The 26,799-nt window shown below is 59.7% G+C and carries 31 protein-coding genes; 16 read left to right on the top strand and 15 right to left on the bottom strand.

Translation table 11 applies throughout. The features are described from left to right. Positions 1-291 precede the first annotated feature (291 nt). The 6 genes from WH91_RS04905 to WH91_RS04880 all read right to left on the bottom strand — a co-directional run bounded on the left by WH91_RS04905 (position 292) and on the right by WH91_RS04880 (position 6,130). Positions 292-699: an ester cyclase gene (locus WH91_RS04905; protein WP_046169895.1), complete on the bottom strand. Its 408-nt coding sequence runs from the start codon at positions 697-699 to the stop codon at positions 292-294. A gap of 443 nt (positions 700-1,142) precedes the next feature. Further along, complete coding sequence (locus tag WH91_RS04900; protein WP_046169894.1) at positions 1,143-2,345, bottom strand: mandelate racemase/muconate lactonizing enzyme family protein; 1,203 nt, start codon at positions 2,343-2,345, stop codon at positions 1,143-1,145. 10 nt (positions 2,346-2,355) lie between these two features. Next, positions 2,356-2,682 (bottom strand): NIPSNAP family protein, encoded by a 327-nt coding sequence (locus tag WH91_RS04895; protein ID WP_046169899.1) that lies wholly within the window; start codon positions 2,680-2,682, stop codon positions 2,356-2,358. Between the two features lie 71 nt (positions 2,683-2,753). Beyond that, positions 2,754-4,112 (bottom strand): mandelate racemase/muconate lactonizing enzyme family protein, encoded by a 1,359-nt coding sequence (locus WH91_RS04890; protein ID WP_046169893.1) that lies wholly within the window; start codon positions 4,110-4,112, stop codon positions 2,754-2,756. After that, positions 4,112-5,281, bottom strand: a complete 1,170-nt coding sequence (locus tag WH91_RS04885; protein ID WP_046169892.1) for a mandelate racemase/muconate lactonizing enzyme family protein — start codon at positions 5,279-5,281, stop codon at positions 4,112-4,114. The genes WH91_RS04890 and WH91_RS04885 overlap by 1 nt, the downstream gene beginning before the upstream one ends. Before the next feature lie 147 nt (positions 5,282-5,428). Further along, positions 5,429-6,130, bottom strand: coding sequence for a GntR family transcriptional regulator (locus tag WH91_RS04880; RefSeq protein WP_046169898.1), 702 nt, complete (start codon positions 6,128-6,130; stop codon positions 5,429-5,431). Positions 6,131-6,378: 248 nt separating this feature from the next. Here WH91_RS04880 and WH91_RS04875 point away from each other — a divergent pair, with 248 nt between their 5' ends. The 6 genes from WH91_RS04875 to WH91_RS04850 all read left to right on the top strand — a co-directional run bounded on the left by WH91_RS04875 (position 6,379) and on the right by WH91_RS04850 (position 12,843). Continuing rightward, on the top strand, positions 6,379-7,860 hold the full coding sequence (locus WH91_RS04875; protein ID WP_046169891.1) for an ABC transporter substrate-binding protein: 1,482 nt from the start codon (positions 6,379-6,381) through the stop codon (positions 7,858-7,860). Between the two features lie 152 nt (positions 7,861-8,012). Further along, the gene (locus tag WH91_RS04870; RefSeq protein WP_082101994.1) at positions 8,013-8,900 is read left to right on the top strand and encodes a carbohydrate ABC transporter permease; all 888 of its coding nucleotides are present in this window, start codon (positions 8,013-8,015) and stop codon (positions 8,898-8,900) included. Next, a complete protein-coding gene (locus WH91_RS04865; RefSeq protein WP_046169889.1) occupies positions 8,897-9,778 on the top strand; it encodes a carbohydrate ABC transporter permease in 882 nt (293 codons plus the stop codon). The genes WH91_RS04870 and WH91_RS04865 overlap by 4 nt, the downstream gene beginning before the upstream one ends. 14 nt (positions 9,779-9,792) lie before the next feature. Then, positions 9,793-10,890, top strand: coding sequence for an ABC transporter ATP-binding protein (locus WH91_RS04860; RefSeq protein ID WP_046169888.1), 1,098 nt, complete (start codon positions 9,793-9,795; stop codon positions 10,888-10,890). Positions 10,891-10,913: 23 nt separating this feature from the next. Then, the gene (locus WH91_RS04855; protein WP_046169887.1) at positions 10,914-12,074 is read left to right on the top strand and encodes a mandelate racemase/muconate lactonizing enzyme family protein; all 1,161 of its coding nucleotides are present in this window, start codon (positions 10,914-10,916) and stop codon (positions 12,072-12,074) included. A 28-nt stretch (positions 12,075-12,102) separates the two neighbouring features. Beyond that, a complete protein-coding gene (locus WH91_RS04850; RefSeq protein WP_046169886.1) occupies positions 12,103-12,843 on the top strand; it encodes a ribonuclease activity regulator RraA in 741 nt (246 codons plus the stop codon). 60 nt (positions 12,844-12,903) lie between these two features. Here the strand turns inward: WH91_RS04850 and WH91_RS04845 are convergent, their stop codons facing one another. Further along, positions 12,904-14,100 carry a mandelate racemase/muconate lactonizing enzyme family protein gene (locus tag WH91_RS04845; RefSeq protein WP_280140259.1) on the bottom strand — a complete coding sequence of 399 codons (1,197 nt, stop codon included), beginning with the start codon at positions 14,098-14,100 and terminating at the stop codon, positions 12,904-12,906. A gap of 417 nt (positions 14,101-14,517) precedes the next feature. Here WH91_RS04845 and WH91_RS04835 point away from each other — a divergent pair, with 417 nt between their 5' ends. Beyond that, positions 14,518-15,396 (top strand): lipid kinase, encoded by an 879-nt coding sequence (locus tag WH91_RS04835; protein WP_046169883.1) that lies wholly within the window; start codon positions 14,518-14,520, stop codon positions 15,394-15,396. Here the strand turns inward: WH91_RS04835 and WH91_RS04830 are convergent, their stop codons facing one another. Continuing rightward, complete coding sequence (locus WH91_RS04830; RefSeq protein WP_046169882.1) at positions 15,397-15,684, bottom strand: hypothetical protein; 288 nt, start codon at positions 15,682-15,684, stop codon at positions 15,397-15,399. A gap of 144 nt (positions 15,685-15,828) precedes the next feature. Between WH91_RS04830 and WH91_RS04825 the strand changes: the two genes are divergently transcribed. From WH91_RS04825 to WH91_RS24095, 5 genes are all read left to right on the top strand, one after another. Continuing rightward, the gene (locus tag WH91_RS04825) at positions 15,829-16,308 is read left to right on the top strand and encodes a GNAT family N-acetyltransferase (RefSeq protein ID WP_046169897.1); all 480 of its coding nucleotides are present in this window, start codon (positions 15,829-15,831) and stop codon (positions 16,306-16,308) included. Continuing rightward, positions 16,305-17,840 carry a RimK family protein gene (locus tag WH91_RS04820; RefSeq protein ID WP_046169881.1) on the top strand — a complete coding sequence of 512 codons (1,536 nt, stop codon included), beginning with the start codon at positions 16,305-16,307 and terminating at the stop codon, positions 17,838-17,840. The genes WH91_RS04825 and WH91_RS04820 overlap by 4 nt, the downstream gene beginning before the upstream one ends. Positions 17,841-17,958: 118 nt before the next feature. Further along, complete coding sequence (locus WH91_RS25735) at positions 17,959-18,093, top strand: hypothetical protein (protein WP_280140258.1); 135 nt, start codon at positions 17,959-17,961, stop codon at positions 18,091-18,093. 262 nt (positions 18,094-18,355) lie between these two features. After that, positions 18,356-18,532, top strand: coding sequence for a hypothetical protein (locus WH91_RS24555; RefSeq protein ID WP_158409516.1), 177 nt, complete (start codon positions 18,356-18,358; stop codon positions 18,530-18,532). Positions 18,533-18,557: 25 nt separating this feature from the next. Then, a complete protein-coding gene (locus tag WH91_RS24095; protein WP_143078253.1) occupies positions 18,558-18,899 on the top strand; it encodes a hypothetical protein in 342 nt (113 codons plus the stop codon). 13 nt (positions 18,900-18,912) lie between these two features. On the opposite strand, the gene WH91_RS04810 is transcribed toward WH91_RS24095, so the two are convergent. From WH91_RS04810 to WH91_RS04790, 5 genes are read right to left on the bottom strand one after another with little or no spacing between them, the layout of a single operon-like run. Beyond that, the gene (locus WH91_RS04810) at positions 18,913-19,239 is read right to left on the bottom strand and encodes a hypothetical protein (RefSeq protein WP_046169879.1); all 327 of its coding nucleotides are present in this window, start codon (positions 19,237-19,239) and stop codon (positions 18,913-18,915) included. A 22-nt stretch (positions 19,240-19,261) separates the two neighbouring features. Then, positions 19,262-20,419 carry a glutathionylspermidine synthase family protein gene (locus tag WH91_RS04805; RefSeq protein ID WP_046169878.1) on the bottom strand — a complete coding sequence of 386 codons (1,158 nt, stop codon included), beginning with the start codon at positions 20,417-20,419 and terminating at the stop codon, positions 19,262-19,264. Next, positions 20,420-21,007 (bottom strand): DUF1190 domain-containing protein, encoded by a 588-nt coding sequence (locus tag WH91_RS04800; RefSeq protein ID WP_046169877.1) that lies wholly within the window; start codon positions 21,005-21,007, stop codon positions 20,420-20,422. It abuts the gene before it with no gap. Between the two features lie 10 nt (positions 21,008-21,017). Next, positions 21,018-21,419: a DUF350 domain-containing protein gene (locus WH91_RS04795; RefSeq protein WP_046169876.1), complete on the bottom strand. Its 402-nt coding sequence runs from the start codon at positions 21,417-21,419 to the stop codon at positions 21,018-21,020. A 31-nt stretch (positions 21,420-21,450) separates the two neighbouring features. Then, positions 21,451-22,107, bottom strand: coding sequence for a DUF2491 family protein (locus WH91_RS04790; RefSeq protein WP_046169875.1), 657 nt, complete (start codon positions 22,105-22,107; stop codon positions 21,451-21,453). A 349-nt stretch (positions 22,108-22,456) separates the two neighbouring features. Between WH91_RS04790 and WH91_RS04785 the strand changes: the two genes are divergently transcribed. From WH91_RS04785 to WH91_RS04770, 4 genes are all read left to right on the top strand, one after another. Beyond that, the gene (locus WH91_RS04785) at positions 22,457-22,891 is read left to right on the top strand and encodes a YjfI family protein (protein ID WP_046169874.1); all 435 of its coding nucleotides are present in this window, start codon (positions 22,457-22,459) and stop codon (positions 22,889-22,891) included. Further along, entirely contained in the window at positions 22,888-23,622 is a 735-nt protein-coding gene (locus WH91_RS04780) for a PspA/IM30 family protein (RefSeq protein WP_046169873.1), read from the top strand. Before WH91_RS04785 ends, WH91_RS04780 begins: the two co-directional genes overlap by 4 nt. Before the next feature lie 80 nt (positions 23,623-23,702). Then, entirely contained in the window at positions 23,703-24,797 is a 1,095-nt protein-coding gene (locus WH91_RS04775) for a carboxynorspermidine decarboxylase (RefSeq protein ID WP_046169896.1), read from the top strand. Positions 24,798-24,812: 15 nt separating this feature from the next. Then, on the top strand, positions 24,813-26,060 hold the full coding sequence (locus WH91_RS04770) for a saccharopine dehydrogenase family protein (protein WP_046169872.1): 1,248 nt from the start codon (positions 24,813-24,815) through the stop codon (positions 26,058-26,060). A gap of 156 nt (positions 26,061-26,216) precedes the next feature. Here the strand turns inward: WH91_RS04770 and WH91_RS26035 are convergent, their stop codons facing one another. Next, positions 26,217-26,318, bottom strand: coding sequence for a hypothetical protein (locus tag WH91_RS26035; protein WP_158409515.1), 102 nt, complete (start codon positions 26,316-26,318; stop codon positions 26,217-26,219). Between the two features lie 251 nt (positions 26,319-26,569). Beyond that, positions 26,570-26,799: IS5/IS1182 family transposase (locus WH91_RS04765; protein ID WP_046169027.1), on the bottom strand; the 230-nt coding region annotated here is incomplete at its 5' end.

The following is a 26,799-nucleotide window of genomic DNA, read 5'->3' as shown; positions in this document are numbered from 1 at the left end:
CGAGGCACGCACTCGATCACCCCAAAACAGCAAAACCCATAGCGCAACACCTGCGGACCACGGGTTCCTGCATGAGAGGCTTTCGTACGCCAAGAGGCACCCGAAACCCTTCACCATTGCGGTCATTCGCAGATGGGGCAACAGAATCCCAAAAGCGGCCATTCGTTCTAAGATGAACGTTCGCAGCCGGGCCAATCAGGGCTCTCGGGCGATAATCGGCGTCATTCAGGACCTGACGTCCGATATTTCGGTGGCGTCTAATGAGAACTTACCGACCAGCAGGTGGGTTAGTCAGGCCGCGCCGAGCTGCTTGAGAATGCCGAGCTCGTCTGAACTGCCCCAACGTTCTACCATCTTTCCGTCTTTGAATTTGGAGATTTGCAAACCGCGCACTTTAATGGGCTGTCCGGTGGGTGGCACATTCATGAATGTGCCCTGGTGAGTGCCCGTCAACGTGTAGGCGAATGCGACATTGTCCGCGTCAGCAACGAGATGGATCGGCTCGATCTTCATATCCGGGAAGGCCGCGCGCATCTCGCGGAAAAACGTCGCATAGCCCTGAGGACCGGCAACCTGCCCGGGCGCTGGATCATGATCGATGCAGTCCGGCGCGACCAGCTCGGCAAATTGTTCAAACGCGCCGCTTTGTGCGGCGGCACCAAACTTCTTCTGCTGCTCAATATTGTGGTCTTGGCTCATGGCGTTTCATCCTCTCGCATCGGCGGGCAACGGCACAGCCCGAACTATCGTTCCGGTCTTGACCGCGCACCGGAAGATGAAAACAGTCCAGTGTCTGCGTTTCTCATTTTTCGTTACAATGAGCCGCCGGTCCGAAACCCACTTCGTTGTCCACTTTAGGCAGAGCGGTTTCGAAGGGCAGGGTAGGGGGCCGGGAGCGGCTGTCAGCTCTGAGTCATGTGTTCGCTGAAGCAGCCGAAAGGCCGATAGGGTGCCGCGCCAAGGGCACTTTCCTCGCGCCATCGGCTCCACGCTGCTGTAACGATGAGGGCGCGCGATACGCGGAGGAGCTCCAGCTCACCAGCGGGCATGGTGATGGCCCCTGCTTCGAACTGGATGCGTGTCAGATACTGAAGGACGGCTATATTGGTGTGTCCTGTTTGTCGCCGTCTGTAGCCAACTCGCTAGGGCTCGAAAAACCCGGCATCCTCTTCCAGCAGGTACTTCTTGGCCCCGACCGGATCGATATCGAGTCCTAGGCCCGGCGCCTCCAGCAGGTCCACCATCGAGTTCTTCACGATCTGCTTGGGTAGTCCGATGACGATATCCTCCCACCACGGATCGGACGCGCTCGGGTATTCAAACGCGATGAAATTGGCCGGTAGCGTGGCGCAGACATTGATCAGCGCGCCAAGCCCCAGCAGGCCGTTGGCGGTGCCGTGCGGCGCCATCATGATCGAGTGCATATAGGCGTGTTCGGCCACCCATTTGAGTTCGGCAATGCCACCGATATCGGCCGGGTCCGGCCCGATGATGCGCACGGCCTGGGTTTCGATCAGTTCCTTGAAATTGTGCCGCAGGTAAATCTGTTCGCCAGTATGGATTGGCGTGGTGGTCGACAATGTCAGTTCGCGATAGGCCTGCGGATTGACCCAGGGCACATAGTCGCCGGTCAGCATGTCTTCCAGCCACATGAGGTTGTATTTTTCTACCGTATTGGCGAAGCGGATGGCGTCAGGCAGGAACCAGCCCGGGCCGCAATCGAGCGCCAGGCTGACCTTGTCGCCAAGCACCTCCTTCATGGCGATGACGCAGTCCAGCATGTGATTGAAGCCGCGCTCGGAGATCTGCCCCTGGTCCATGGCGCCGTGATAGCCCGACCTGGTCTGGCGGACGCCATAGTGGAAGTCCTCCACATTGTCCTTCATGTTGGAGTGGAAGCTGATGCCCTGCTTGACCATGAAGAAATTCTGGGGTTGCTCGGCCATCCATTTGACATCGGCGGCATAATCCTCCGGCTTGTCGCCCGTGCGCTTGCGGCGTATCGAGCCGTTATAGACGCGCACCTGATCGCGCACCTTGCCGCCGAGCAGCTTATAGACCGGTACATTGGCCGCCTTGCCGGCAATGTCCCACAGCGCATGCTCGATGGCAGAGACCGCCGCGCCATAGGGCTTGAAGCTGCCGCGCTGGCGGATCTTGAGCATGCAGCGCTCGACATCGGTTGGGTCCTCGCCGATCAGCGCCTCGCGGAAATGCAGGACGAAGGGCTTGAGATAGGTCTTGGTGAATTCCACCTCGCCCAGCCCGTAGACCCCCTCGTCGGTGACGATGCGCACGATAGGGTGCCGCCCGATGACGGCGCAGCGCAGATCGGTGATTTTCATTTAGACGACCCTATTTGACGGCCGAGAACGCGGTCGGCGTGAGCAGTTGATTGGAGATGCTGGCGAGGATCGGCCCATCTGCCTCCGAAGCATCGCGCACGGCGATCCAGGCCGGATCGGTAGCGAAAGCGGACCATTTGACTTCCCGCTCGGCCAGCGATTCCCAGGCCAGGAGGTAGGTGAGCTGATTGTGGCTCTCGCCGACCAGGGTGGTGAAGAAGCCCGCCTGCCGGATGCCGTGCTTTTCGAACAGACCGCAGGTGTGGTCCGCGAAGCGCTTCAGCAGGGCCGGCATCCGGCCCGGCACGCAATTATAGATTCGCATTTCATAGATCATCGTCGTGTCCCAGGAGTTCATTCAGTCGGTCGATGTTGACCCATATCTCTCGCCAAAGGGAGTGGTAAAAATCAGCTCCAGGTGCGGTCCCAGGAGTGTTCGAAATCCCATTGCTCGGTGGACTGCCAGATGCCGGTGACGCCGTCCTGCAAATGCCCGGCGATGACCTCGTCGACCACGTCGTCGATGCCCAGGCCCGGCTTGTCGGGCACGGTGATAAAGCCGTCCTTGACTAGCGGCTTGGGCAGGCCGGTGACGATGTCGTCCCACCACGGCACGTCGGCACTGTGATATTCAAGCGCCATGAAGTTCTCCGTGGCAACCGCGACATGGGCGGCCGCCATCGCGGCGATCGGGCTCTCGGCCATGTGGATCGCCATGGCGATGCCATGCTCCTGGGCCGCATCGCCGATCTTCTTGGTCTCGAAAATGCCGCCCGAGGTCAGCAGGTCGGGGTGGATGACGGAAATGCCGGACTTGAGCAGAGGCTCGAAGCCCTCCTTGAGGTAGATATCCTCGCCGGTGCAGATCGGCACGGTCGTGGCCTCCTGCAATTGCCGATACTGGTCGGCATATTGCCAAGGGACCACATCCTCGAGCCATGCCGGCACGTATTTCTCGATGCGTCGGGCCAGCCGGATGCCATTTTGCAGCGAGATGTGGCCGACATGGTCGATGGCCAGCGGTATCTCGTAGCCGATGACCTCCCGCACTTCGTGGATATACTGCTCGAGCAGGTCGATGCCCTTGTCGCTGAAATGCAGGCCGGTGAAGGGGTGGCGCACATTATGCACGTCATAGACGGCGGCGCGGGCAATGCGCTGCTGGGCCGTCATGGCCCGTCCGTGGCCGGGATGGGTGCGAAAGCCTTCAAGCGAGCCGGCCGGCGCCACGACGGCCCCCGGAACGTCGGCGATCTGCATCAGGCCGAGGTCCATCTTGAGGAAAGTGAAGCCGCGGTCCATGCGCTCCTTGAGACGCTTGCCGGTCTCGGTGCCGCTGGGTTTCTCGGCATCGGTATCGCAATAGACCCGCACCTTGTCGCGGAACCTGCCGCCCAGCATCTGGTAGATCGGCACGCCATAGGCCTTGCCCGCGAGGTCCCACAGCGCGATCTCGATGGCCGAGACGCCACCACCCTGCCTGCCATGGCCGCCGAACTGCTTGATGCGACGAAACAGGCGGTCGACATCACAGGGGTTTTCCCCCAGCAGCCGGCTCTTGAGCATCAGCGCATAGGTCGCGCTGGCGCCGTCGCGCACTTCGCCCAGGCCGACAATGCCCTGGTTGGTATAGATCTTGATCAATGCCGAGGTGAACGGCGCGCCGACAATCTCGGCGACGCGCAGATCGGTGATGCGCAGCTCGCTCGGACGCGAACTCATCCGGACGTTGTTTTCGATGGTTTCGGCAGCTTTGGTGACGTCCATCAGTCGAACTCCACCTGGTTTGCCGCGAGATAGTCCCGGTTCATCTCGATACCGAGGCCCGGCGCCTTGTTGAGCTTGAGGCTGCCATTGGAATTGTCGAGCGGCTTGTCGATCAGGTGATCGTATTTGCTGAGGTTCCACTCCGAAGTTTCGAGCCGATAGAAGTTCGGCACCGTCATCATCACCTGGGCGCCCGCCACCACGTTGATCGGGCCAGCGGCATCATGGGGCGAGACGGGGATGTAGTAAGCCTCGCACAGCGCCGAAATCTTCTTGAGCTCGGTGATGCCGCCGGTCCAGGTGACGTCTGGCATGATGTAGTCTGCAAGCTGGTTTTCGAGGATCGGCACGAAATCCCATTTGGTGTGGCCGCGCTCGCCCCATGAGATCGGAACATTGACCTTGTCGCGGACCTGTTTCAGCGCATTGAAGCTCTCAGGCGGAACCGGCTCCTCGAACCAGTCGATGTCGCCTGCCTCTTCGAGGGTGCGGCAAAGGCGGATGGCGGTCGGCACGTCGAAGCGGCCATGGGCGTCGATGAGGATTTCGATATCGGGGCCGGCGGTCTGACGAATCAGGGCGGTCAGTTCGGCCGCCTCGCGCTCGTCCTTGCGGGTCATGGAGCCGTCGAGATAGCCCTCGGACTGCTCCCGCGCATACCCGTCCTTGCCCTTGGGGCCCTGCTGGGGGAACGGATCGAACTTGAGCGCGGTGTGGCCCGAGGCAATGATGTCGCGGATTTCCTGCACCACCGCTTCGTTGCTGGTGAACTTGCGCTGGTCGGGATGGGTATAAAGCAGGATGTCGTCGCGCACCGGCCCGCCGAGCAATTCGTAGATCGGCTGTCCCAGAACCTTGCCGCGAATGTCCCAGAGTGCAATATCGATGGCGCTCACGCATTCCACAGCCGCGCCGCGGCTGCCCATATAGGTGAAGTTGCGGAAAATCTTGTGCCATATCCGCTCGATATGGGCGGGGTTGTCACCTTCAACGATCTTGCTGATCTGCTGGAGCATCACGCAGAGCGCCCGGTTGGCAACATAGGTCGTAGTGGTGATTTCACCCCAGCCGGTGACGCCCTCGTCGGTGGTGACTTCGACGAACAGGAACTCGCCCCAGTATGATGCGCTGGACTTGATCAGCCACGGCCGAACGCCGGTAATCTTCATTGCCTTCTCCCCCCAGGATGGTTTGGCCTCGATGGCCAATTTTCGTATTCTAGAGCCGGCGATTTGAAAAAATTAAATCGCCGGCTCTAAGTCTTTGATGCCACATCGTTTTAGCGGAAACCGGTGCCTACCTTTCCGCACGATGCTTTAGCTCGCCCGTGCGGCCTCCCCGGCGCGCATGTGTTCGAGAATATGGCGACCCGAGCCTTCGACATGCATGGCAACGAGCTCGGCGGCCTTGTCCGCCTCGCCCTCCTTGATGTGCTGGATCAGCAGGCGATGCTCGCGCAGCACCTGCGCCCGCCGGGCCAGGGTGAAATTGAAGCGCCGGCTCAGGGCACGCAGCACCTCGCGGTGTTTCCACCACAACTCGGCGGCATGCCTGTTGTAGTGACGCTCGTACATGATGGTGTGGAACCGCGTGTCGAGTTCGCTGTGGCGGATTGGATCGGCGAAATTGTTGGCCTCGATCTGGGCCTGCACGTCTTCGAGCTGTGCAATGTCCTGGGGCGTTGCCATGCCGACGAACCAGCGCGTCAGCGCCGGCTCGATCAGCACGCCGATCTCGTAGATGTCGCGTACGAAATCCCGGTCGATCGGCCGGACCCGAGCGCCGCGATTGGGTGAAATGATCACAAACCCCTCGCCGCGCAGCAATTGCAGCGCTTCGCGAATGGGGTTGGTGGAGGTCTGATGCCGCTGCGCCAGATCGGCGACGATCAACCGTTCATTGGCCTTAAGGCGCCCCGAAATAATGTCATCCCTGATCTGCTCGTAGATCGAGGCGCCTTCGGTGGACGCGCCGGTAGGCTCCATGCCTGCTGGCGGCTGTGCCTTGAAGTCGTTCATGTAAAGCCTGTCGCTCCTGATATTTTCGTCGGCTTCATAGCTCCCACGGGCTGAGCCGTCGCTAGGCTTTTCTGACGCACCATACAGAAAACTCATATGATAATGTATAATCCATTCCGGTTGACACGCAATATGGCTTCTGCGACGTATATTGGATGGTGGATGTACACAAAGAGGCAAAGCCCGGTGTGCGCCGCTGAAAAGGGACCCTGCCGCGAGGACGCAGGCGGGGGAGACAGGAGGACTTAATGAGGAACTACCAATTGGGCCGTGCGCTTGCGCATGGCGCAGTAGTCTCTGCGCTTGCGGTGTCGCTGATGACAACGTCGGTGCTTGGCCAGAGCGTCGATATCAGCAAGTGGTCGCCTGAATATGTGCGCTCCATTGCCGGAACCGAGGAATTCGATACCGCCGAGGCGTGCGGATCGGTCACCCCGCTCGACTACGAAGGCAAGCTGACCTTCTGGTACCAGGGTGTGTTCGAGGGCGACCCCGATCTGCTGCGACAGTACTACAAGGACTTTTTCGAGACTTTCCGGGCAACCTATCCGAACATCGAGCTTGAGGAGCAGGCGCTAACCTACAACGACCTGCTCGACAAGTTCCGCACGGCGCTGCTCGGCAATGCGGGTCCCATGATGGTGCGTCTGCAGATTCTTGGCGGCGTCGAGTTCGCTTCCAAGGGCTACCTGCAGGAACTGAGCCCCGAAGACGTTGGCTGGAAGACCGAGGATTTTTGGCCTGGCGCCATGAAGTCGGTCATGTGGGAAGGCAAGGCTTACGGCATCCCCACCAACAATGAGACCATGGCGTTCATCTGGAATGCCGACATTTTCGAGCGCGCAGGCCTCGATCCAGAGAAGCCACCTGCAACCTGGGACGACGTGGTCGCCTATTCCAAGCAGATCCACGATAATCTCGGGATCGCCGGCTACGGCCTCGTGGCCCGCAAAAACGCCGGCAATACACCCTACCGCTTCATGCCCCAGCTTTGGGGTTATGGCGGCGGCGTGTTCGACGAAGCCCGGGAGAACCCCAGCTATCAGGCCATCGAACTCAACAGTCCCGAGAGCAAGCGTGCGTTGCAGGCCTCGTACGACATGTATGTCCGTGACCAGTCGGTTCCGGTCTCCGCACTGACCAACCAGCAGGCCGACAATCAGCCACTGTTCCTGGCCGGCCAGGTCGCCATGATGATCTCGCATCCCTCCGACTATAACGTCATGCTGGACCTGCAGGCCAAAGCCACCGGCGGCGACGCGGAAAAGGCTCAGGCGGTTATCGATAACATGCGGTACGGCCAGATCCCGACCGGTCCGGATGGAAGGCGTGCCGTCGTGTTCGGTGGCTCCAACATCCACATCCTCAATCCCGAATATGTCGATGGTGGCGAGGTAGACGAGCAGGCAGCCAAGGCCATGGTCTGTTTCTGGACCAGCCCAGAGTGGTCGTTGAAGATGGCCTATGCCGGCTCCAACCCGGGCAATCTGAACGGCTTCAAGACCAAGTGGATGAAGGAACGTCTGGAAACAATCAAGTTCCTCGACGTGACGACCTCCATGCTGCCCTACGGCGTGCCGTTCCCGGCGCTGCCCGAAACGCCGGAAATCATGAACATCATCATCCCCGACATGCTGCAGAATGCCCTGACTGGCGCCATGACGGTCGATGAGGCGGCGGAAGACGCAGCCGAGAAGGTCCGCAACGTCACCAGTGGTGAGGGGCTCTAGGCTTTCTCCCACAATCACAGGCCGGCAGCGGCTAAACGCTGCTGCCGGCCCCTCCTCTCCAGTTTAAATGGGGTGAGCGACCAGTGAATGCAGTAACAGACCACGCCAAGTCTTCTCGAGCAGGCATCCAGAGCGAAAACGTGCTCCAGCGCATGTGGCGCCAGCGTGCCGACTATCTTTATGTTCTGCCCGCGATTGTAGTGATGCTCGTCGTCATCGCCTATCCTGTCTACTATACGATCGAACTGTCGTTCTTTAAAACGCCGCCAGGGCTGCAGCTCCGCGACAAGGTCTTCATCGGCGTCGACAACTACAGCGCCATCCTGAGCAGCGAGGTGTTCTGGCGCGTAACGCTGAATACGGTGATCTGGACATTGGCATCGACGCTGATTGCCTTCGTGCTCGGATTTGGCGCCGCACTGGCCCTGCATCGCGACTTCTTCGGTCGTGGCGTGCTGCGCGCCATCCTGATCATTCCGTGGGTGATCAGCGCGGTTGCTGCATCCTATATCTGGAAATGGATCTATCATTCCGATTTCGGCATCATAGGCATCGTGCTGGTACAACTGGGGATCGTCGACCGGCCCCCCAACTTCATCGACAGCGTCGGGACGGTGCTGCCCTCCCTCATCGTGGTCAATATCTGGCGCGAATTTCCGTTCGCCATGATCATGCTAATGGCGGGTCTGCAGACGGTGCCCGATCAGCTCCTGCGGGCCGCCCAGGTGGATGGGGCTTCGGCCTGGCAGCGCTTCTGGCATGTCACATTCCCCTATCTGAGCGGGGTGTCCACGGTGACGATCCTGCTGCTGGCGGTGGCCAATTTCAACTCCTTCATCATCCCCTGGATCATGACCGGCGGGGGGCCCTCCAACGCGTCCCATATCTGGATCACCCATATCTATGAGCTGGCTTTCGGCCGGCAGCGCTGGGGTGTGGCGGCGGCCTATTCCGTCCTCCTGTTCATTATCGTGATGACGCTGGGCTACTTCTACGTCCGTGCCCTGAGCGGCAATGAGCGCAAGGAGAACCGCGCATGACTTCGATTTCCAACAATCAGGCGCCGCGCAGCCGCAGGCGTATCGATGGCTGGCGCTGGACTGGACGCATCTTCCTCGTGCTCATGCTCATGTACACGGCACTGCCGATGATCTGGATGCTGCTGACCTCGATCAAGTCGGGCTTCGCGGCGATGCAGTTCCCGCCGCAATGGTGGCCGTCCGAGCCGACGCTGGCGAGCTATCAGAAGCTGCTCGACCCGCAGAACAGCGTGGGCCAGGACTTCCTGCGCTTCTTCTGGAACAGCCTGTTCGTCTCGGTCTGCACAACCGTGCTCGCCGTGTTCGTAGCGGTGCCGGCGGCCTATGCCTTCTCTCGGTTCACCTTTCCCGGGCGGCAGTTCCTGTTTTTCGCGGTGCTGCTGCGGAACATGTTCCCGGCGGTGATTTTCCTTGTGCCGCTATTCATCCTGATGCGGGTACTGGGCCTCGTGAATACGCATGGGTCGCTCATCCTGACCTATCTCACCTTCGGGCTGCCCCTCGCGATCTGGCTGCTCAAGGGCTTCTACGACAACATCCCGATCCAGCTGGAGCAGGCCGCCCGCATCGACGGGGCAACACGGTTTCAGGCGTTCCTGCTGATCGTGATGCCACTCTCAGTGCCCGGCATCATCGCAACGGCGATCTACTCGTTCATCGGCGCCTGGAACGAATATATCTATGCGGCCACTTTCATTACCAAGAATGAGCAGCTCACGCTGCCCGTGGGTATCCAGCGGTTCTTCTCGGAGAACACGACGGACTTCCCGGGCCTGATGGCTGCCAGCTTCATGATGAGCGTTCCGGTCGTCGTCCTATTCCTGCTGCTCCAGCGTTACTTCGTGCGTGCCCTCACCGAAGGCGCCGTCAAACACTAAGAAGGTGGTTCGTAATGGCCCAGGTGGTGCTCAAAGACCTCATCAAGACCTATGGCTCGGTCTATGCGGTGAACAATGTCTCGCTGACCGTCAACGATGGTGAGTTCGTCGCGCTGGTTGGCCCCTCGGGCTGCGGCAAGACAACGACGCTCAACCTGGTGGCGGGACTGATCCCGATTACCGGGGGCGACATCGTCATCGGTGATCGCGTCGTCAATGATCTCGATCCCAAGGATCGCGACATTGCGATGGTGTTCCAGAACTATGCGCTCTATCCACAGAAGTCGGTCTACAACAACCTCGCCTTCCCGCTGCAGATGCGCAGGCTTCCCAAGGACGAGATCGATCGCAAGGTGCGCGACGCAGCCAAGGTGCTCGACATGACGCATCTGCTCGAGCGCAAGCCTCGGGAGCTGTCGGGGGGACAGCAGCAGCGTGTGGCGCTTGGCCGAGCGCTGGTCCGCGATCCGGCCGTGTTCCTGATGGATGAGCCACTGTCCAATCTCGATGCCAAACTGCGTGTGCAGATGCGAAGCGAGATCAAGCGCTTCCACCAGGATCTTAAGGCGACCATCATCTATGTAACGCACGATCAGCTCGAGGCCGTGACCATGGCCGACAAGATGGCGGTGATGAACGGCGGTTTCCTGCAGCAATACGATACGCCCGCGCAGGTGTTCGCCCATCCCCTCAACATGTTCGTCGCCAGCTTCATCGGCAGCCCGGCGATGAGCCTGGTGCCGCTCGAGGCCTCGACAGCCAACGGCATGTCAGTCCTGACCAGCGCCGAAGGCTGGGCGCTGCCGTTGTCGCCGCTCAATGCCCGCAAGGTAGCGGCTGCCAAGAGCAAGAAGATCGTGCTCGGGGCCCGCCACTCGACTATCAAGTTGCACAAGTCGGCCCAGCCAGGGGCGATCCCCGCCAAGGTTTATACGGTCGAGCCGACTGGCGACGTTACGTTCGTGCAGGCGTTCCTCTCGGGCTCGCTGGTCAATATCAGCGTGCCGCCTGCGGTTCACGTGGCGCCCGATGAGCAGGTGTGGCTCGAGTTCGATCAGGATCGCATCCATCTGTTCGACGGCGAAACCGAAATGGCTCTGCACGCCGACTGACCAATGCCGCAAACGAGACCATCATGCCGCGCAAGCTCACGATTACCGCCATCAAGCCCTACCCGGTCTGGGTCGGCATCAGGAACCAGTTCCTGCTTAAGATCGAGACCGATCAGGGCATTAGCGGCTGGGGGGAAAGCGGGCTCTCTGGACGCGAGAAAGCTGTGGCCGGCGCCATCGAGCACTATCGCGAATTCCTGATCGGCCAGGATGCGATGCAGATCGGCCGCATCTGGCAGGAGATGTATCGCAGCCAGTATTTCGAGGGCGGACGCGTGCTGCAGGCGGCAATCTCCGCCATCGACATCGCTCTGCACGACATCAAGGGCAAGGCGCTCGGCGTGCCGGTCTACGAGTTGCTCGGCGGCAAGCAGCGCAACGTCATCCCGACGTTCGCCTCGACAGGCGACAACGCCGGCGAAGGCGCTATCGAGCGTGCCCACGAACTCCGCGCAATGGGCTTTGACGCCATCCGGTTCTTTCCGATCGGGCAGGATAGCCGCGACGTTTTCGAGCCGCGCCAGTCCATCGCCGCCACCGCGCGCATCCTCAACAAGGCGCGTGAGGAACTCGGGAGCGAAGTCGTGCTGGGCATCGATTACCACCATCGGCTGTCGGTGGCCGAGGCAGCCAGCTTTTGCAGCAAGCTCGACCGGGGCGTGCTCGACTTCCTCGAGGAACCCATTCGCGACGAGACGCCGGAGGCCTATGAATCGCTGCGCACGATGACCGATATTCCGTTCGCCATCGGCGAAGAGTTTTCCAGCAAGTGGCAGTTCGTGCCCTATATCGAGCGGGGTATCCACCAGTTCAACCGGCTCGACGTCTGCAATATCGGCGGGTTGACCGAGGCCATGAAGGTGGCCGGCTGGAGCGAGGCACATTATGTCGACCTGATGCCGCACAATCCGCTGGGCCCGGTCTGCACCGCGGCAACGGTACATTTTGCCGCCGCTGTACCCAATTTTGCCTGGCTCGAAACACGAGCCCCCGAAAGGGCGCTCGGCTTCGACAACAGCGAGTTTTTTCCCGTACAGCCGCAACTCGAGGGTGCCGTCTACCCGGTCAGCGACGCGCCGGGCCTCGGGGTCGAGGTCAACGAAACGCTGTTGGCCAAGCAGAGTTTCAAATTCTGGGAAGCGCCGCACCTGCGGCGCACCGACGGTTCGGTAACCAACTGGTAACGCCGCAGCCCAAAGTGGAGAAAACACGATGACCAATTCCGCAGATATCACGCGGCCGTCCAAGCACCTTATCGAGGGGCTCAGAGGCCTGGGCGCCGCAACCATTGCGGGCACGCTCGGCCATATGGGCTTTCGCAATCCGCACATGACCGGGATCCTGCCGCAGACCAAGGGCAAGTCGATCTGCGGGCCCGCGCTGACACTCCAGTGCCTGCCGCAGCGGCCGGACCTGTTCAGCGAGGGCGAGTATGCGGACCCCGAGACCCAGTTGCACCGGCACGTGCTCTATCATGTGCAGGACGGCGATGTGGTGGTGGTGGATGCGCGAGGCGACATGCGGTCGGGCATTTTCGGCGACATGATGAGTACCTATTTCAAGGGTCGCGGCGGCGCGGGCATTATCATCGATGGGGTGATGCGCGATCGACCGAATGTGGAAAAGCTCGACCTGGCGCTGTGGCTCAAGGGCTGGTCGCCGAACTACCACGTGCAGACCGACATTTACCCCTATGCGGTCAATGTGACGATCGCCTGCGGCGGCGTTACCGTGGTGCCCGGCGACATTATCGTGGCCGATGACGACGGCGCGGTGGTGGTGCCGGTGTCGATGGCGGAAGCTGTCATCGAGGACGGCCAGAAGCACGCCGAGTGGGAAGAGTTTTCGCGTATCAAGCTGATGGAGGGGGCGCCACTGCAGCGCTACTACCCGCTCCATCCCGATGCCAATGAGGAATACGAGGCCTGGCGCAAGCTCAATGGTCATGCCTAGATGAGATGCACCCTGGTGCGCGCGCCCGTGGCTTCGATGCCATGGGCGCGCTGCCAAAGATCACGCGAACCAGGTGGTTCCCGGATACTGGTGGGCCTTCGCCACCTCTTCGTTGAGCTCCAGCCCTATCCCCGGCCTGTCAGTCATGGTGATCTTGCCGTTCGTGATGATCTCGCCGCCATCGGTGATCGTCGACCAGTAGTCGCGGTGAAACCAGTGGAACTCCAGCACCAGGAAGTTGGGTATGGTGGCGCAGACATGCGCCGATGCCATGGTGCCGATTGGCGAAGACACGTTGTGGGGCGCGAACGGGATCGAGTAGAGATCGGCCAGCTCGGCGATCTTGCGGCATTCCGAAAGTCCGCCGCACTTGGGGATATCAGGCATGATGATGTCGACAGCCTGCTGCTCAAGCAGCTTGCGGAAACCGTGCCGCAGATAAAGGTTCTCGCCGGCGCAGATCGGGGTCGACGTGCTGCGGGTAATTTCTGCCATGACGTCGATATTTTCAGGCGGCACGGGCTCCTCGAGCCACATCAGCTTAAGCGGCTCGAGGTCGCGGGCAAGGCGGATGGCACTATGCTTGTCGAGCCTGGTATGCAGATCTGCCGCGACATCGACCGATGGGCCAGCAGCTTGCACAACCATTCCGGCCAGCTCAACCATGCGGTCATGCTCCCAACGGTTGGGAGTCATGTTGAACTTGTCTTTTTCGTACCAGCCGGTCTCGCTGCCGGTATGCCCGTAGGCGCGGATGTCCAGATCGACCTTGAGCGCGGTGAAGCCTGCCTCCAGCACCTCGTCCACCACGGCCTGGACCTCGCCCATGTTCATTCCGGGCGAAACTTCGCAGTCGCAATAGACGCGGATGTCCTCTCGGAACTTGCCGCCCATGAGCTCATAGATCGGCACTTTCAGCGCCTTGCCCTTGAGATCCCAGAGTGCAATCTCGATGCCCGTCAGCGCGGTGATCAGCGCGCCCGCAAAGCCACCCTCAAAGACCAAGCTCCGGCGCAGTTCCTCGAAGAGGGCGTCGATGGCGAATGGATCGCGACCGATCAGCTTGTCCGCCAGCTCATGCTGGATGATGGCGATTGCCTGATGGCCGCCATGGACGCATTCGCCGAGGCCGGTGATCCCGGCGTCGGTCTCGATGCGAACCCACAAATGCATGCAATGACCACGTGTTGCCGCAGTCTTGACCGATATGATCTCCAATTGAGCCCCCCTCAGAACCGGCGCGAACTCCCGCCACACTCCTTGTATTGGACCGTTTCGACACCGTCGAGCAGGGAGCGGGATTACGTCGACACCACTCCCCCATATTCAATGCTTACGCCACCGGCCGTCGAATAACTGTAGCTGGCAGCTTCGTCTGCTGTCGGGTGTTTGCGCAGATCGCCGCAGCACCGAATTGGTGCGCAAACAGAAGGGCAGGGACGGTATCTATCCATTCGTCCGCTTCCGACGGGAGCACAAAGCTCCGTTAGAGGAACAGACCGTAACCAAAAGTGGGAACATGGAAATCCCCGACAATGCCACCCTCCGAACGGCTCGAATTGTTTCGGCATTGACTGGCATGTATGTGACGAAGAGCATATTTGAGGCGTTACCCATGGCGTGCGAAGCCCGTCTTCATCGCCATGCCCGGAACGTCGTCCAGCGAGGCCAATAATGACCGAGACCCCACGCCGCCGCGCGCTGATGCTGATCAATCCCAATGCGCGACGCGGCAGCGACAGCCTTGACCCCGTCATCTCGCGCCTTGAGGCGGGCGGCATCGATGTGCAGGTCGAGCGCTTCCACACGCCGGGAGAAGTCTCGGCCGATATCGAGCGGCGGCGGCACGACGCCGACCTGGTGATCGTCTGTGGCGGCGACGGCACGATCAATTCGGCCGCCAAGGGCATCATGGCCACCGGCCTGCCCATGGGTATCATGCCGATGGGAACGGCCAATGACCTGGCCCGCACGCTCGACATTCCCGACAACCTGCTCGCCGCCGCCGACATCATCCTGGCCGGCAAGACGCGCCAGATCGATCTTGGCGAGGTCAATGGCCATCCGTTCTTCAACGTTGCCAGCATGGGGCTGGGGGCAAGCCTTGCCAATTCGCTGTCGCGGGAAGCCAAGCGCCGCTGGGGCAAGCTGGGCTATGCACTCGCCGCCGCCAAGGTCTTGCTCAAGGCTCGCCCGTTCAGCGCCACCATCATCAACCGCTCCGGCACGGTCGACGTGCGCTCGATGCAGATCGCTGTCGGCAATGGGCGCCATTATGGTGGCGGCACGGTGGTGCAAGCCGACGCTGCGATCGATGACGGACACCTCGATCTCTACAGCCTCGAGCACGATAATGTTTTGCGCCTGTTGCTGCTGATGGGCGCTTTCCGCAAGGGCACCCATGGCGCCTGGGAAGAAGTGCGCACCGACAAATGCGTCGAGTTCGACATTCGCACCAAGCGTCCGATGCCGATCAATACCGACGGAGATCTGGTGACCTTTACTCCGGCGCATTTCATCATCCGTCCTTCGGCGATCACGGTCTTTGCCTGATCAAAGCATGACAGGTCGATTGGGGCTGAGCTGCAGGCCGACGTCAATCGCACGAATATCATGGGCTTGCAGGGTGTGTGACCCCTGTTCCAGGCAATCTTGGTAGACCAATTGCGTGTCTGGCAGTGCGCCCAGGCCGATAGTCAACAGGGCAGGTGCATCTTGTGGCTTGATGAAATTCAAAGGCGAACAGCAGCCGAGCACCGAGCATTGGACCATGCTCCGATAGGACATCATGCCGGTCACAAAAGACTGGCGGTAAGCCGATTTTACGACATCCTTATCCACACCCGAAATTCAAAAAGCCTCTAAAACTTCAGCATTTCCTGGGTTTAGCTCCGGTCGTCCTGTGATGGTGGCTTATGAAAACCTGATTTGAAAAGGGGATTGGCGCAGCGCATGGTTTGGTTCCAACTTCTCATAGATGAGCCCATGACGTCCTCCCGCATACGCGCCGCAGCCGCATCCGATCTGGATGCTTTAATCGATCTGGAGTTTGCCGCATTCACCGCCGACCGTATTTCCCGGCGCAGTTGGCACAGCCTGATCGAAAGCCTATCCGCGACCATTATCGTCGCTGAAATTGGTGGGCAGGTCGCCGGCAGTGCCGTGCTCCTGTTCAACCAGAAGACTTCCGTTGCGCGGGTCTATTCGCTGGCCGTGTCCGCACCGGCCCGAGGCCAGGGCCTTGGTGCCAGGTTGCTCGAGAGCGCCATCGAAAAGGCGGAACGCAGGGGCCTGCGCTTTGTTCGCCTTGAAACCCGCGTCGATAACATGACCGCGCAGCGGCTGTTCGAGACCTGCGGCTTCGTACCGTTCGAGCGGACCGCCACTTACTACGAGGACGGCACTGACGCGCTACGTTACCAGCGGGTGCTGCCCGGCATTGGGGCGGCAGGTTCACTGCAATGACCAACCATATTGTTGTTGTCGAAAAGCGGAATGACTTCCGCTGGACGGATTGTGACGTCACAGTAGTTACCGCCCATGAGTTCATTCTGGGCAACACGTTTGGCACAGGCCTGCGCAAGGTGACCAACCTTTGCCGCGGTTATTCCTACATGAGCCTGGGCTACTACGTTTCCTTGCTGGCCGAAGCCCGCGGCGATCGGGTCACGCCGAGTGTCGAAACAATCGTCGACATGCAGCAAAAGGCAGTGGTGACCCCACGCCTGACCGCATTGGCAAAGACCGCCAGAACGCTGGAAGGCATACCCCTTTCGGTGAATGCGATGAGCGTGCAGGTGTTTTTTGGCCATATTGACGAGAAACCGCTGGCCGAATTGGCCCGCAAGAGCTTCGAGACGTTCCAGTGTCCCCTGCTCACGATTGAGTTGGAGCGCGGCGATGGCGGCGAACAGTGGAAGGTTTCGGCCATTCGCCCTCTCGATCCCCGAGACATCGACCCGAGCCGCGATGCCGTGTTTCTGGAGGCTTTGTCGCGCTTTACGCGCCGGTCCTGGCGGCCCCGCCCGGCCAGCGAGGGAGCTCGACTCGATCTGGCCATACTCCAGGATCCGTCCGACCCGATGGCACCCTCAAATCTGCCGACCCTGGAAGCCTTTGCCCGCGTTGGCGTCGAAATGGACATTGCCGTTGAACTGATCGACCGCCGCGACATCGGCAAGTTGCAGCAGTTCGATGCGCTATTCATTCGCGAGACCACGGCCGTTGCCCACCATACCTTTCGCTTTGCCCGCAAAGCCGTGGCCATTGGCATGCCGGCGATTGACGATCCCGCATCGATCCTGCGCTGCACCAACAAGGCGTTCCTTTCCGAACTCCTCAGCGGCAACGGCGTACCAACGCCACGGACCATGTTCGTGACGACGAGGACACTGGCGCAGGCAGAAGGTCAGATGGCCTATCCCGTTGTGCTGAAAGTACCCGATGGCGCGTTCAGTCTGGCAGTCAAGAAAGCTGAAAATCGCAGCGAGTTCGAGACAATCGCCCGCGAGATGTTGCGGCAGTCAGACATCGTCCTGGTCCAAGAGTTTCTTTACACTAGTTTTGACTGGCGCATCGGCATCCTGGCCGGGCAGGTCATCTTTGCTGCCAAGTACTTCATGTATGCCGACCACTGGCAGATCATCCGCCACTCCGCTGAAGCGCCGCCGCGCGAAGGCAAGACCGAAGCTATCCCGGTCATCGACGTGCCCAACACCGTCAAGGATGTCGCGCTTGCGGCTGCCAAGCTGGTTGGGGACGGGCTTTACGGCGTCGACCTGAAGCAGACCGCCGACGGAGTGGTGGTCATCGAGGTCAACGACAATCCCAATATCAACCTCCACGAGGAAGGACAGGTGGAAGGGGACACTCTGCTGCGCACCGTTCTGCTGCATTTTCAGACCCTTGTTGAGGCCCGGCATCGCATCGTCCGGCCCGCCACTCACCTCACTCTGTTGCCAGCGTCGCAAGATTACGTTTTGCGCGACGCCAGCTAGTCTGTTCGGAGATTTCAATGTCTGTCGCGGTCCAATCGTTCACTTCGACAATTTTGCCTGGTCGCATCGCGCAGCTCACGCCGATCTGCGGTTTCTGGTCACGTGCTTCGATGGGTATTTGTTCCGATTGGTCGACGTCGCCAGCCAGACCGCCGCTGCGACGACCAGCCAGTCTGTTACAGCGCCTGAAATGCGAGCAGTGCTATCGGCGCAACGCGAAGCCGACGGGCTGATTATTGCTGAGGGCATCTGACATGGATCACCTAGCCGAGGGTCGTTCCGCAAAAGGTGGGACGTTGGACGACACCGACCCTGACCAACCCGAATATGCCGCCATAGCTTATCCTGCTGTGCAAAATCCAAACCATAGCCGGGACATGGGCATTTTACGGATCATTGCCCTGATCGGTCTACCCTGCCTGGTTGTGGCGGCAGTCATAGTGGTCCTCTTCTAAACCTTTTCTTCTCCCGCTGGCCGACGCCAGCGACGCGTTCGTCGGTCTTTGGAGCATACGATGCAACTATTCTCCGTCAATTCGATCAAGCCTGCCTCGGAACAAGCTTCCTATCCGCCATATGCGGGGGGGCGGCCACCACCCGAAGGTTATAGCCTGCTAGGTCGAGCTCTGTTCGTCTTGATCGTCTTCATGCTCGTCTGGGCCGCTGCTGCAGCCGTCATACTTGCCACCTAGCTACTGCGCCGAAAGGTAGATCCGCATGGATATAAAAATATTGACGCTTGCGGTATTGACTGTTGGTGCAGCCAGTTCCAGCGGGGCGGCCTTCGATACCTGTATCTACGTTGACCGCGCTGGCAGCGTTTTGCGGATGAACCCATCGAACACTACGGCCGAAATGACCATTGATAACAACGTTGCTGTTACCTGCTCGATTTTGCCTGCAATGGCACCTCCCTCGATCAGTTCCGGGAAATGCGCGGATAAACTGGATGCGCCTTTTGCGGTGTTTGCCGGTTCATCGGATCAAGGGTCCACTGAGGACGACCTTTTGATTTTTCGAAATGAGGTGTGGTACCGAAAATGTGCATTCACCCGTTAGGGTCTGTCCGGCGCTAAAGTCCTGGCTCTAGAGCTAGCTGGCCCCAACGTGCATCCCAAAGCTCCTGGTGTTGCAGCCACACTACCACTCGCTTGAAGTCATGCTGCGCGCAAAGCCGCTCCGCGCGCTCCAATGCGCTCTGAACCGGCATCGGGCCTTCCATGGCAGCCGGGATGAGACCGCCTTTGCCCTGCCATTCAGGATAGTAAACCACCGCATCGCGTTGCCCGAATTGCAGCCCGGCCACCGTCAAAATCCGGGTATCGCTTTTGATCCCTACCGTAACAGCGTCGAGCGCAACCTCGTCTTCGTCCTCTGTCCAAGAATATATACGGATCATGCAAGCCTCTGCAATTGAACGGCTAATCCTGGATGAAGTGGGGAATGAAACGCGACAGATTGGCGGTTATCGGTGAGCGGTCTTCGCGGACGGCAAGGCCGCAGGCTCGATCGCCAACGATCCAGCTGCCTAGGACTGCGTATCCGCCTTCACTTTCGAACAGGGGCGCATAGGCCTGAATGACGAAGCCCTCTTCGCCATAAATTCCGGGCATGGAGGCCGTCACCTCGCCATTGCGAGTAATCGTGACGTTTTCGCCCTCGCGCGACAAAAGCGGCTTGCGCACGAAGTTGGTGAGCTCGCCGGCTTTGGCATCGTCTGGAAAATAAGCGGCGAGAAGGTTGGGATGTCCTTCGTGCCGCTTCCACAGCAAAGGGAGCAGGCCCTTGTTGGAGAGCACCGCTTTCCAGGCCGGCTCGACGAATGCATCGCCGGAGGGAATAAGCTGGCGGGCGAATGGCTCCCGCAGCATGAATTCCCAAGGGTAGAGCTTGAAGCAGCGGTCGATGACGCGGTTCTGCAGGTCGGTGAAACGCCCTTGGGCGTCGATTCCGATGTCGGCCATGTCGAGTAGGTCCACCCGATGTCCGGCCTGTACCGCACAGTCCATCAGGTAAACAATCGTGCCGCGGTCTTCCTCGTTGTCGAGCATGCCGGCGAAGTGGAAGATCGACGACTTCGGGAACTCGCCAAACGCTTCGATCAGATTTTCCTGCAGCGAGTTGAACTGGTCTGCGTCATTCGGCAAAACGCCGAGATCGATCTGGTCAGTGAGCCAGTTATACTGGAAATATCCGGTTTCGAACACGGAAGTGGGCGTATCGGCATTGTACTCGAGGAGCTTGGCCGGCCCCTTGCCGTCATAGGCAAGATCGAACCTGCCATAAAGGTGCCGGTCCCCGCGTTGCCAAGACCGCTGGACGATGTCTCGCAGCTGTTCAGGTATAGCCAATCGATCAAGCTGTTCCTCGCTGCCGACGATGTCGCCGACCAGGTCCATGCACATCTCATGCAGCTCGGAGGAGGGGGCCTCTATCTGCTTTTCGATTTCTTGAAGGGAAAACACATAGGCCGCATCGTCGAGCCAATAGGGCTCGCCATACATTTCATGGAAGCCAAAGCCGACAGCGCGCGCTTTTGCTTGCCAGTCCGGCCGGGCGGGAACGGTGATCCGTTTCATCTAACCGCCAAAGCCCATGCCGGTGGAACGCCCACCAAAGCCCTGCCGGGCGACAGTCTGCGTGTTCACATTGACGGGCTGCATCGTGGCTCGGTTGGGGACGATGGCTGTGCCGTTCGGCCGCCCCACCGTCGGGGTAAGGGTCTGGCCGGACCGGTTGCGATAGATTGGACTGGCGCCATTCGCATAGCCGTTCAGCTCGCGGTCGCGGCGATAGTTGTTGTAGGCACCCATATTGTTGAGAGCCGATGACATCATATAACCGGCAAGGAAGGGCATGAAGAAGCCGGTGCCGCCGCCGCCATCGGCCTGTGCCGGAGCCGCAGTACACTGGCCTTCGCCATATTCGGCTTCACATGCTGCCAATCCATCGAAGCGCGGCGCGTTGGTCAGATGGGCCTGAACGGCATCTTGATATCCAGTTTGGCAGACCTGTTGGTCCATGCCTGCTTGGATGCACTGCTCTGCAGTCGTGAACATGACTTCGGCCGGCGCCTCGCCGGCGCAGCCGGCCAGTGCCAGGCTGGACGCCGCAATGGTGCCAAGAGCGAGCAGGGGGGATCGACCACCGATAAAGCGTCTACGCATAGTGCGCTCCTTAATAGGTCATGCAGGCAGCATTGAGAATGCCGACCGCGAGGGCAATGCCACCGCCCCAGAGGCCGGCTGCCATATCGCCGTTGGTGATCTTCTCGTGCAGGCGCTGCATGGTGAAATTTGCAATGAAGAACGCCATGATCTGGGCGAGAATGCCGATGACCGCCCAGATGACGTAATCGACCACGCTTACCGAGTTCGCCGCCGCCGACGCCAAGGGGAGGCTGAAGCCAATCAGCGCGCCCAGGAAAGCCGTTACAGCGGCGACGTTGCCGGAGCGAATAAGCTCGATCTCTTTGTGCGGCGTGAGTGACGTATAAATGCCGGTAAAGACTGCAAAGGCGACCATGCCAATGGCGAAGTATCCGAGAAAAGCAGGTATCCCTACCAGGTAATCGAGCATCGATGCATTCCTTGGCTTGTGAAAGGTTGGTTCAAACTCGGCGCACGTCGGCTGGGCCAAGCCCATAGCCGAGCAGAAATTCGACCGATCCACCGGCACGGGCGTTTTCAACATCTTGCTCGATGTTGATCAGCAGCATTTCCCGCGCGGTACCCAGCGGACGATAATACAGCATGCAAATCTGGTGGATCGTCCGCCGGGTTTCCCCGTCATCCACCTGTTCTACAAATTCGACAGGCTCGGTGCGGTCAGGCCCGTCGCCCCAGAAACGCTGGAACAGGATACCGTCGGCATCGTAGGTCGGTTGGCCCAGCAGCCCATTGCGGCCGCGCCAGCGGTCCCACTCGGCCGGACCTGCCGGAACGACGCTGTCCCACGGCTGGTAATAGCTGACGTCCTGCACCTGTTCCCCGGGCTTGCCGGAACCCGAGAGCACCTGCAGCATGTGATGCTGGTCGTCATAATAGCGCGACAAGGTCGTCGCGGCATCAAGCCGAACCTGGCCATAAGCAGTTACGATCATCGGCTCCGATAGCGGCAATGGCATCGATGGTTGCCCACCAATCGCGTCAGCTTCAACCGACAGGAAATCCAGCTCAATAGCGCCACCGATGATGACACCCAACGGGCCCATTTCGACGGCGACGGGCTTGCCGCCTTCACTGCGCCTGCCGAACCAGTTGACCATTCATGCTCTCCCGATTCATCATGAAGTTTGTAGCGGCCACGCCTCAATTAGTCACTGCCCATCAGTAGAGGTGATTGCTCTGCGGCAAAAGACCGCCATGGCGGCCGATGTTGATCATGACCATGTCAGCGGCTCGGATAACTGCTCGTTTTCCCTTGTAAAGCAGGTTAAGTCATAGGAAAGGGTCGGCCAGCGAGATGGCTGGTGGCCCAATTCTAGTTAATGTCGAGCGACCGTGCGATACGGCAGCGTCTTTGCCTCTAGTAATCTCTTTGGCCGGGAGTTGTCATGACAGCTTGCCGGTCAGACGCAATCGATATCGAACTTCCCCAAACTATGGAGGCCTGCCTTGGAGACCTGGAACCTGACGTCGCTTACGCGGCTCTTTGCTGCCGATCCCGAGATGCTCGGCGACGTTGACGTGAATGTGCCCTCGGAAGGCGAGGTCCTCTATGTGACGCTCAAGGAAAAAGGCGACCTTGATGTATTCGTCACAGTCAGCGGCGAGCACGACATCCTGGCGAGCGTCGTGCTGGCGCAGTGTTCGAGCATTCCCAATCGCGAGGCGTTCGAGCGCATGGTGCTCAAGACTCACAAGTTCGTGCCGCTTTCCAGCTTTGGCATCACGACCATTGATGGCGAAGAATGGTATGAGCTGTTCGGCTCATTGTCGGCGCGTTCGCCCGCAGCAATGGTTGTCGAAGAGGTTGCCATCCTTGCCGCTAATGCGGTCGATGCAGCCGGCATGATCGAAGAGTGGCGCAGCGGGGAGTTTTCAGCATGAGTGCTTGGGGCAAGATTTTTACTGCCATTCGTGGCGGGGTGAGTGAAGCCACGGAAGCGGCGGTCGACAATCAGTCGATGCGTATCCTCGATCAGGAGATTCGCGACGCCGAGCAGGCGCTGCGCCAAGCCCGGTCCGATCTGGCCGGCATCATGGCGTCCAACAAGAGCATGATGCGGCGCATCGAGGAAAGCCGGGCCAAGGAAGCCAAGGACAGCGACAGCGCTCGTTCAGCAATCGCAGCAGGACGGACCGACCTGGCTCAGGGCCTGGCCCAGCGTATCGCCTTGGTTCGCAGTGAATTGCAGCGTGATCAGCAGGAGCTCGATGGCCTGATTCCTCGCCAGCAACAGATGCTGCGCACCATCCAGGACACCGAGTCCAGAATTACGCAGATGAAGCGCGAGGTCGATAACGTTAAGGCCAACGAGGCCCTGCTGCGTGCCCAATCTGCCATCGCCCACAACCAGTCGGGCGTGAATAGCCGCATGGGCACGGCGATGGATAGTCTGGGGCGTATCAAGAAGCGGCAGGAAGAAACCGCCAATCGCATCGCTGCGGGGGCCGAGCTCGCTGCCATCGAAGATGGCACCGATTTGGATAGGCAACTGCGCGAAGCAGGCATCGGCAGGCAAAGTCAGTCCGCCGATGATATCCTTGCTCAGCTTATGTCGTCTGCACCAAGTGCCGAACAGAACACGCTGGCACCCCCGCCCAAGCGTCTTACCTAAGGCAATTCCTTGCTGCGAGGTCATGCGAACGACCGCATCCCTCGCAGCACTCAAAGCCCGGAAAGGCCTGCCGTTTGACGCTGGCGACGCCCTACTACCTTATCGACAAGGCGACCCTTCTCGGTAATTTGACCAGGATTTCGCGTCTTCGACAGCGCTCCGGCGCCCGTTGTCTTCTGGCACTGAAGTGTTTTGCCGCGCATACCGTGTTCAACTTCATGGCGCAGCACATGGACGGCACCACCTCCTCGTCGCTCAACGAAGTCCGGCTGGGGCACGAGAAATTCGGCGGATATACCCACGCCTATTCGGTCGCTTTCAGCGATAACGAGATCGATCAGGTGGTCTCGCACTGCGACACCATCATTTTCAACTCGGTCGGCCAACTCGAACGATTCTCGGGAAAAGCCAAGGGCAAGCAAATCGGGCTTCGGCTCAACCCGCAGGTCAGTTCATCGAACTACGATCTCGCCGATCCCGCGCGGCCGCATAGCCGGCTGGGAGAATGGGACCTTGATCGCATCCGGTCGGCCCTGCCTTCCATCTCGGGAGTGATGATCCACTGTCACTGCGATAACGATAGTTTCGAAAGTTTCGCAGCCATCCTCGATGAGATAGAGCAACGCTTCGGGTCGTTCCTGGGACAGCTGGAATGGGTAAGCCTCGGCGGCGGCATTCACTTCACCGCTGACAATTACCCGCTCGATCAGCTTGCGGATCGGCTCAAGGCTTTCGCCTTACGCTGGGGCGTGCAAGTTTATCTCGAGCCCGGGGAGGCCGCCGTTACCGAAAGCACGTCACTGGAAGTGACGGTGCTCGACACACTCGAAAATGGCAAGCAACTGGCGATCGTGGATGCGTCCATTGAAGCTCATATGCTCGATCTCCTGACCTACAGGCTCAGCGCCAAGCTGCAACCGAACGAAGGGCCGCATCGCTATCTGGTGTGCGGGCAATCCTGCCTTGCCGGCGACGAATTCGGTGAGTTCCAGTTTCCCAAGCCCCTTCAGGTAGGGGATCGCCTCTCTTTCGAGGACGCCGGAGGCTATACCATGGTCAAGAAGAACTGGTTCAACGGCCTCAACATGCCATCCATTGCCGTCCGCGAATTGGATGGCGAGATCAGGTTGATCCGGAGCTTTGACTACTCCGATTATGCCAGCAGCCTGTCCTGAGGATTAGCGATCTACGTGAAAAAAAATATCCTCATTATAGGCGCAGGCGGCGTGGGGCACGTCGTCGCCCATAAACTGGCCACTGCGGCGGATAGTGTCGGAAGTCTCCACATCGCCTCTCGCACCATCGAGAAATGCAACGCCATCGCCGAAAGTGTTGCTGCAAAAGCCAACGTTGAGGCTCGCATCGTGGTGCAGACGCATAAACTTAACGCATTCGACGCCGCAGCCACCATAGACCTGATCCGGCAGACCGAAGCGAGCATCGTCGTCAATGTCGGCCCATCCTTTATCAATTTGGCGGTGCTGCGCGCCTGTATCGAAACCGGTGCTGCCTATATCGACACCGCCATCCATGAGGATCCGCAGAAGGTCTGTGAGCAGCCACCGTGGTACGCCAACCATGAGTGGCCCCTCCGCGCCGAATGCGAGCGCCGGGGCATCACTGCCATTTTGGGCGCGGGGTTCGACCCTGGCGTCGTCAATGCTTACGTGGCTCTGGCAGCGCAAGACCATCTCGATGCGCTGGACAGCATCGATATCATCGACGTCAATGCCGGATCCCACGGTCAGTACTTCGCGACCAACTTCAATGCCGAAATCAATCTTCGCGAATTCACCGGAGACGTCTGGACCTGGCAGGAGGGTCGCTGGGTGGCCAATGCAATGTTCGAGATTAGCCGAATCGACGATCTGCCAATCGTAGGCCGGCAGAAAAGCTATCTGACCGGCCATGACGAAATTCATTCACTGTCAGCGCATTTTCCTCACGCCGATATCCGATTCTGGATGGGCTTTGACGAGCACTACATTACTGTGTTCGAGGTGTTGAAGAACCTTGGTTTGCTTTCCGAAAAGCCGGTCGTATTGGCTGACGGCACTAAGGTCGTCCCTCTGCAGTTGGTCAAGCACTTGCTGCCGGACCCGGCGTCTCTAGCCCCGATGTACCAGGGTAAAACCTTTATTGGCGTATTGGCCAAAGGCACCCGGGACGGCAAGCCCCATCAGGTCCTTCTCTACAACACTTGCGACCATGCCGACTGCTTCACCGAAATCAGCAGCCAGGCAATTGCCTACACAGCCGGCGTCCCCGCCGCCGCAGCCGCCCTGCTAGTGGGCCATGGCGACTGGGATATCGGGCGAATGGTCAACGTCGAACAATTGCCCCCCCGCCCATTCCTGGCACTGACCGCCCAGATGGGTCTGCCGACATCCATTGTTCAGGCGCCGCTTGGCAATCTGTTCGGACGTTTGCACGGCTAAGCGGCCCTGCTCTATGCCCACAAACGAACTATGAATGAGTAGACACGACGGCCTGACACCGCTCCGGCCCAGTGATTGAACGCATGGCCGCCAGTGTCCTAGAGCAGGGTAATCACTTGAGATCACTGCATTGCTGCCGCGGAAGTAGCCGCTAAATCAGGCTTCGCTGATGCCCGATCGCGGCGGCCTGACCATGGGACTCGGCCCAAGCTTGCCCAGTACCGCTGAAACATGGTGATTGACGGTCTTGGGTGACAAGTGAAGGGCGCTGGCAATGGCCAGCTCCTAGCAGTTTGAGAACGTCGATCTCCTGTTCGCGGGCATATTGGCCGCCGTCAGGCAGAAAATCCACTCATCCCCGTGTTCAGATTTCCCGAGCCACCTCTATGGCACCAAACTGGTCGAACGCAGTATTAGCGGGACGCTGAACGGATCGATCCAATACGCTTGGGAGAAGGATGGTCTCGTCGTAACTTTAAGGATCGATCCGAAGCGTCTCTCAGCTTGAGCTAGGTCCTGTTGACAAAGTACGGTATCCATATCCTTACAGCGGCTAAGGCGAGGAAGGCCGCGAAGGATTTCGCGGTCTTGTCGAAGCGTGTTGCGATGCGGCGGAACTGCTTGAGCCTGTTGAACATGCGTTCGATGCGGTTGCGGTCCTTGTATGCCTTGAAGTCGCATGGGGGCGGGTTCTTGCGGTTGGCTTTGGGTGGGATCACCGGAACAATGCCGCTCAACA

The organism is Devosia psychrophila (assembly GCF_000971275.1).
Lineage (GTDB): Bacteria > Pseudomonadota > Alphaproteobacteria > Rhizobiales > Devosiaceae > Devosia > Devosia psychrophila.
Note: the sequence above shows the minus strand (reverse complement) of the source record. Positions and strands in the feature narration are given on the sequence as shown.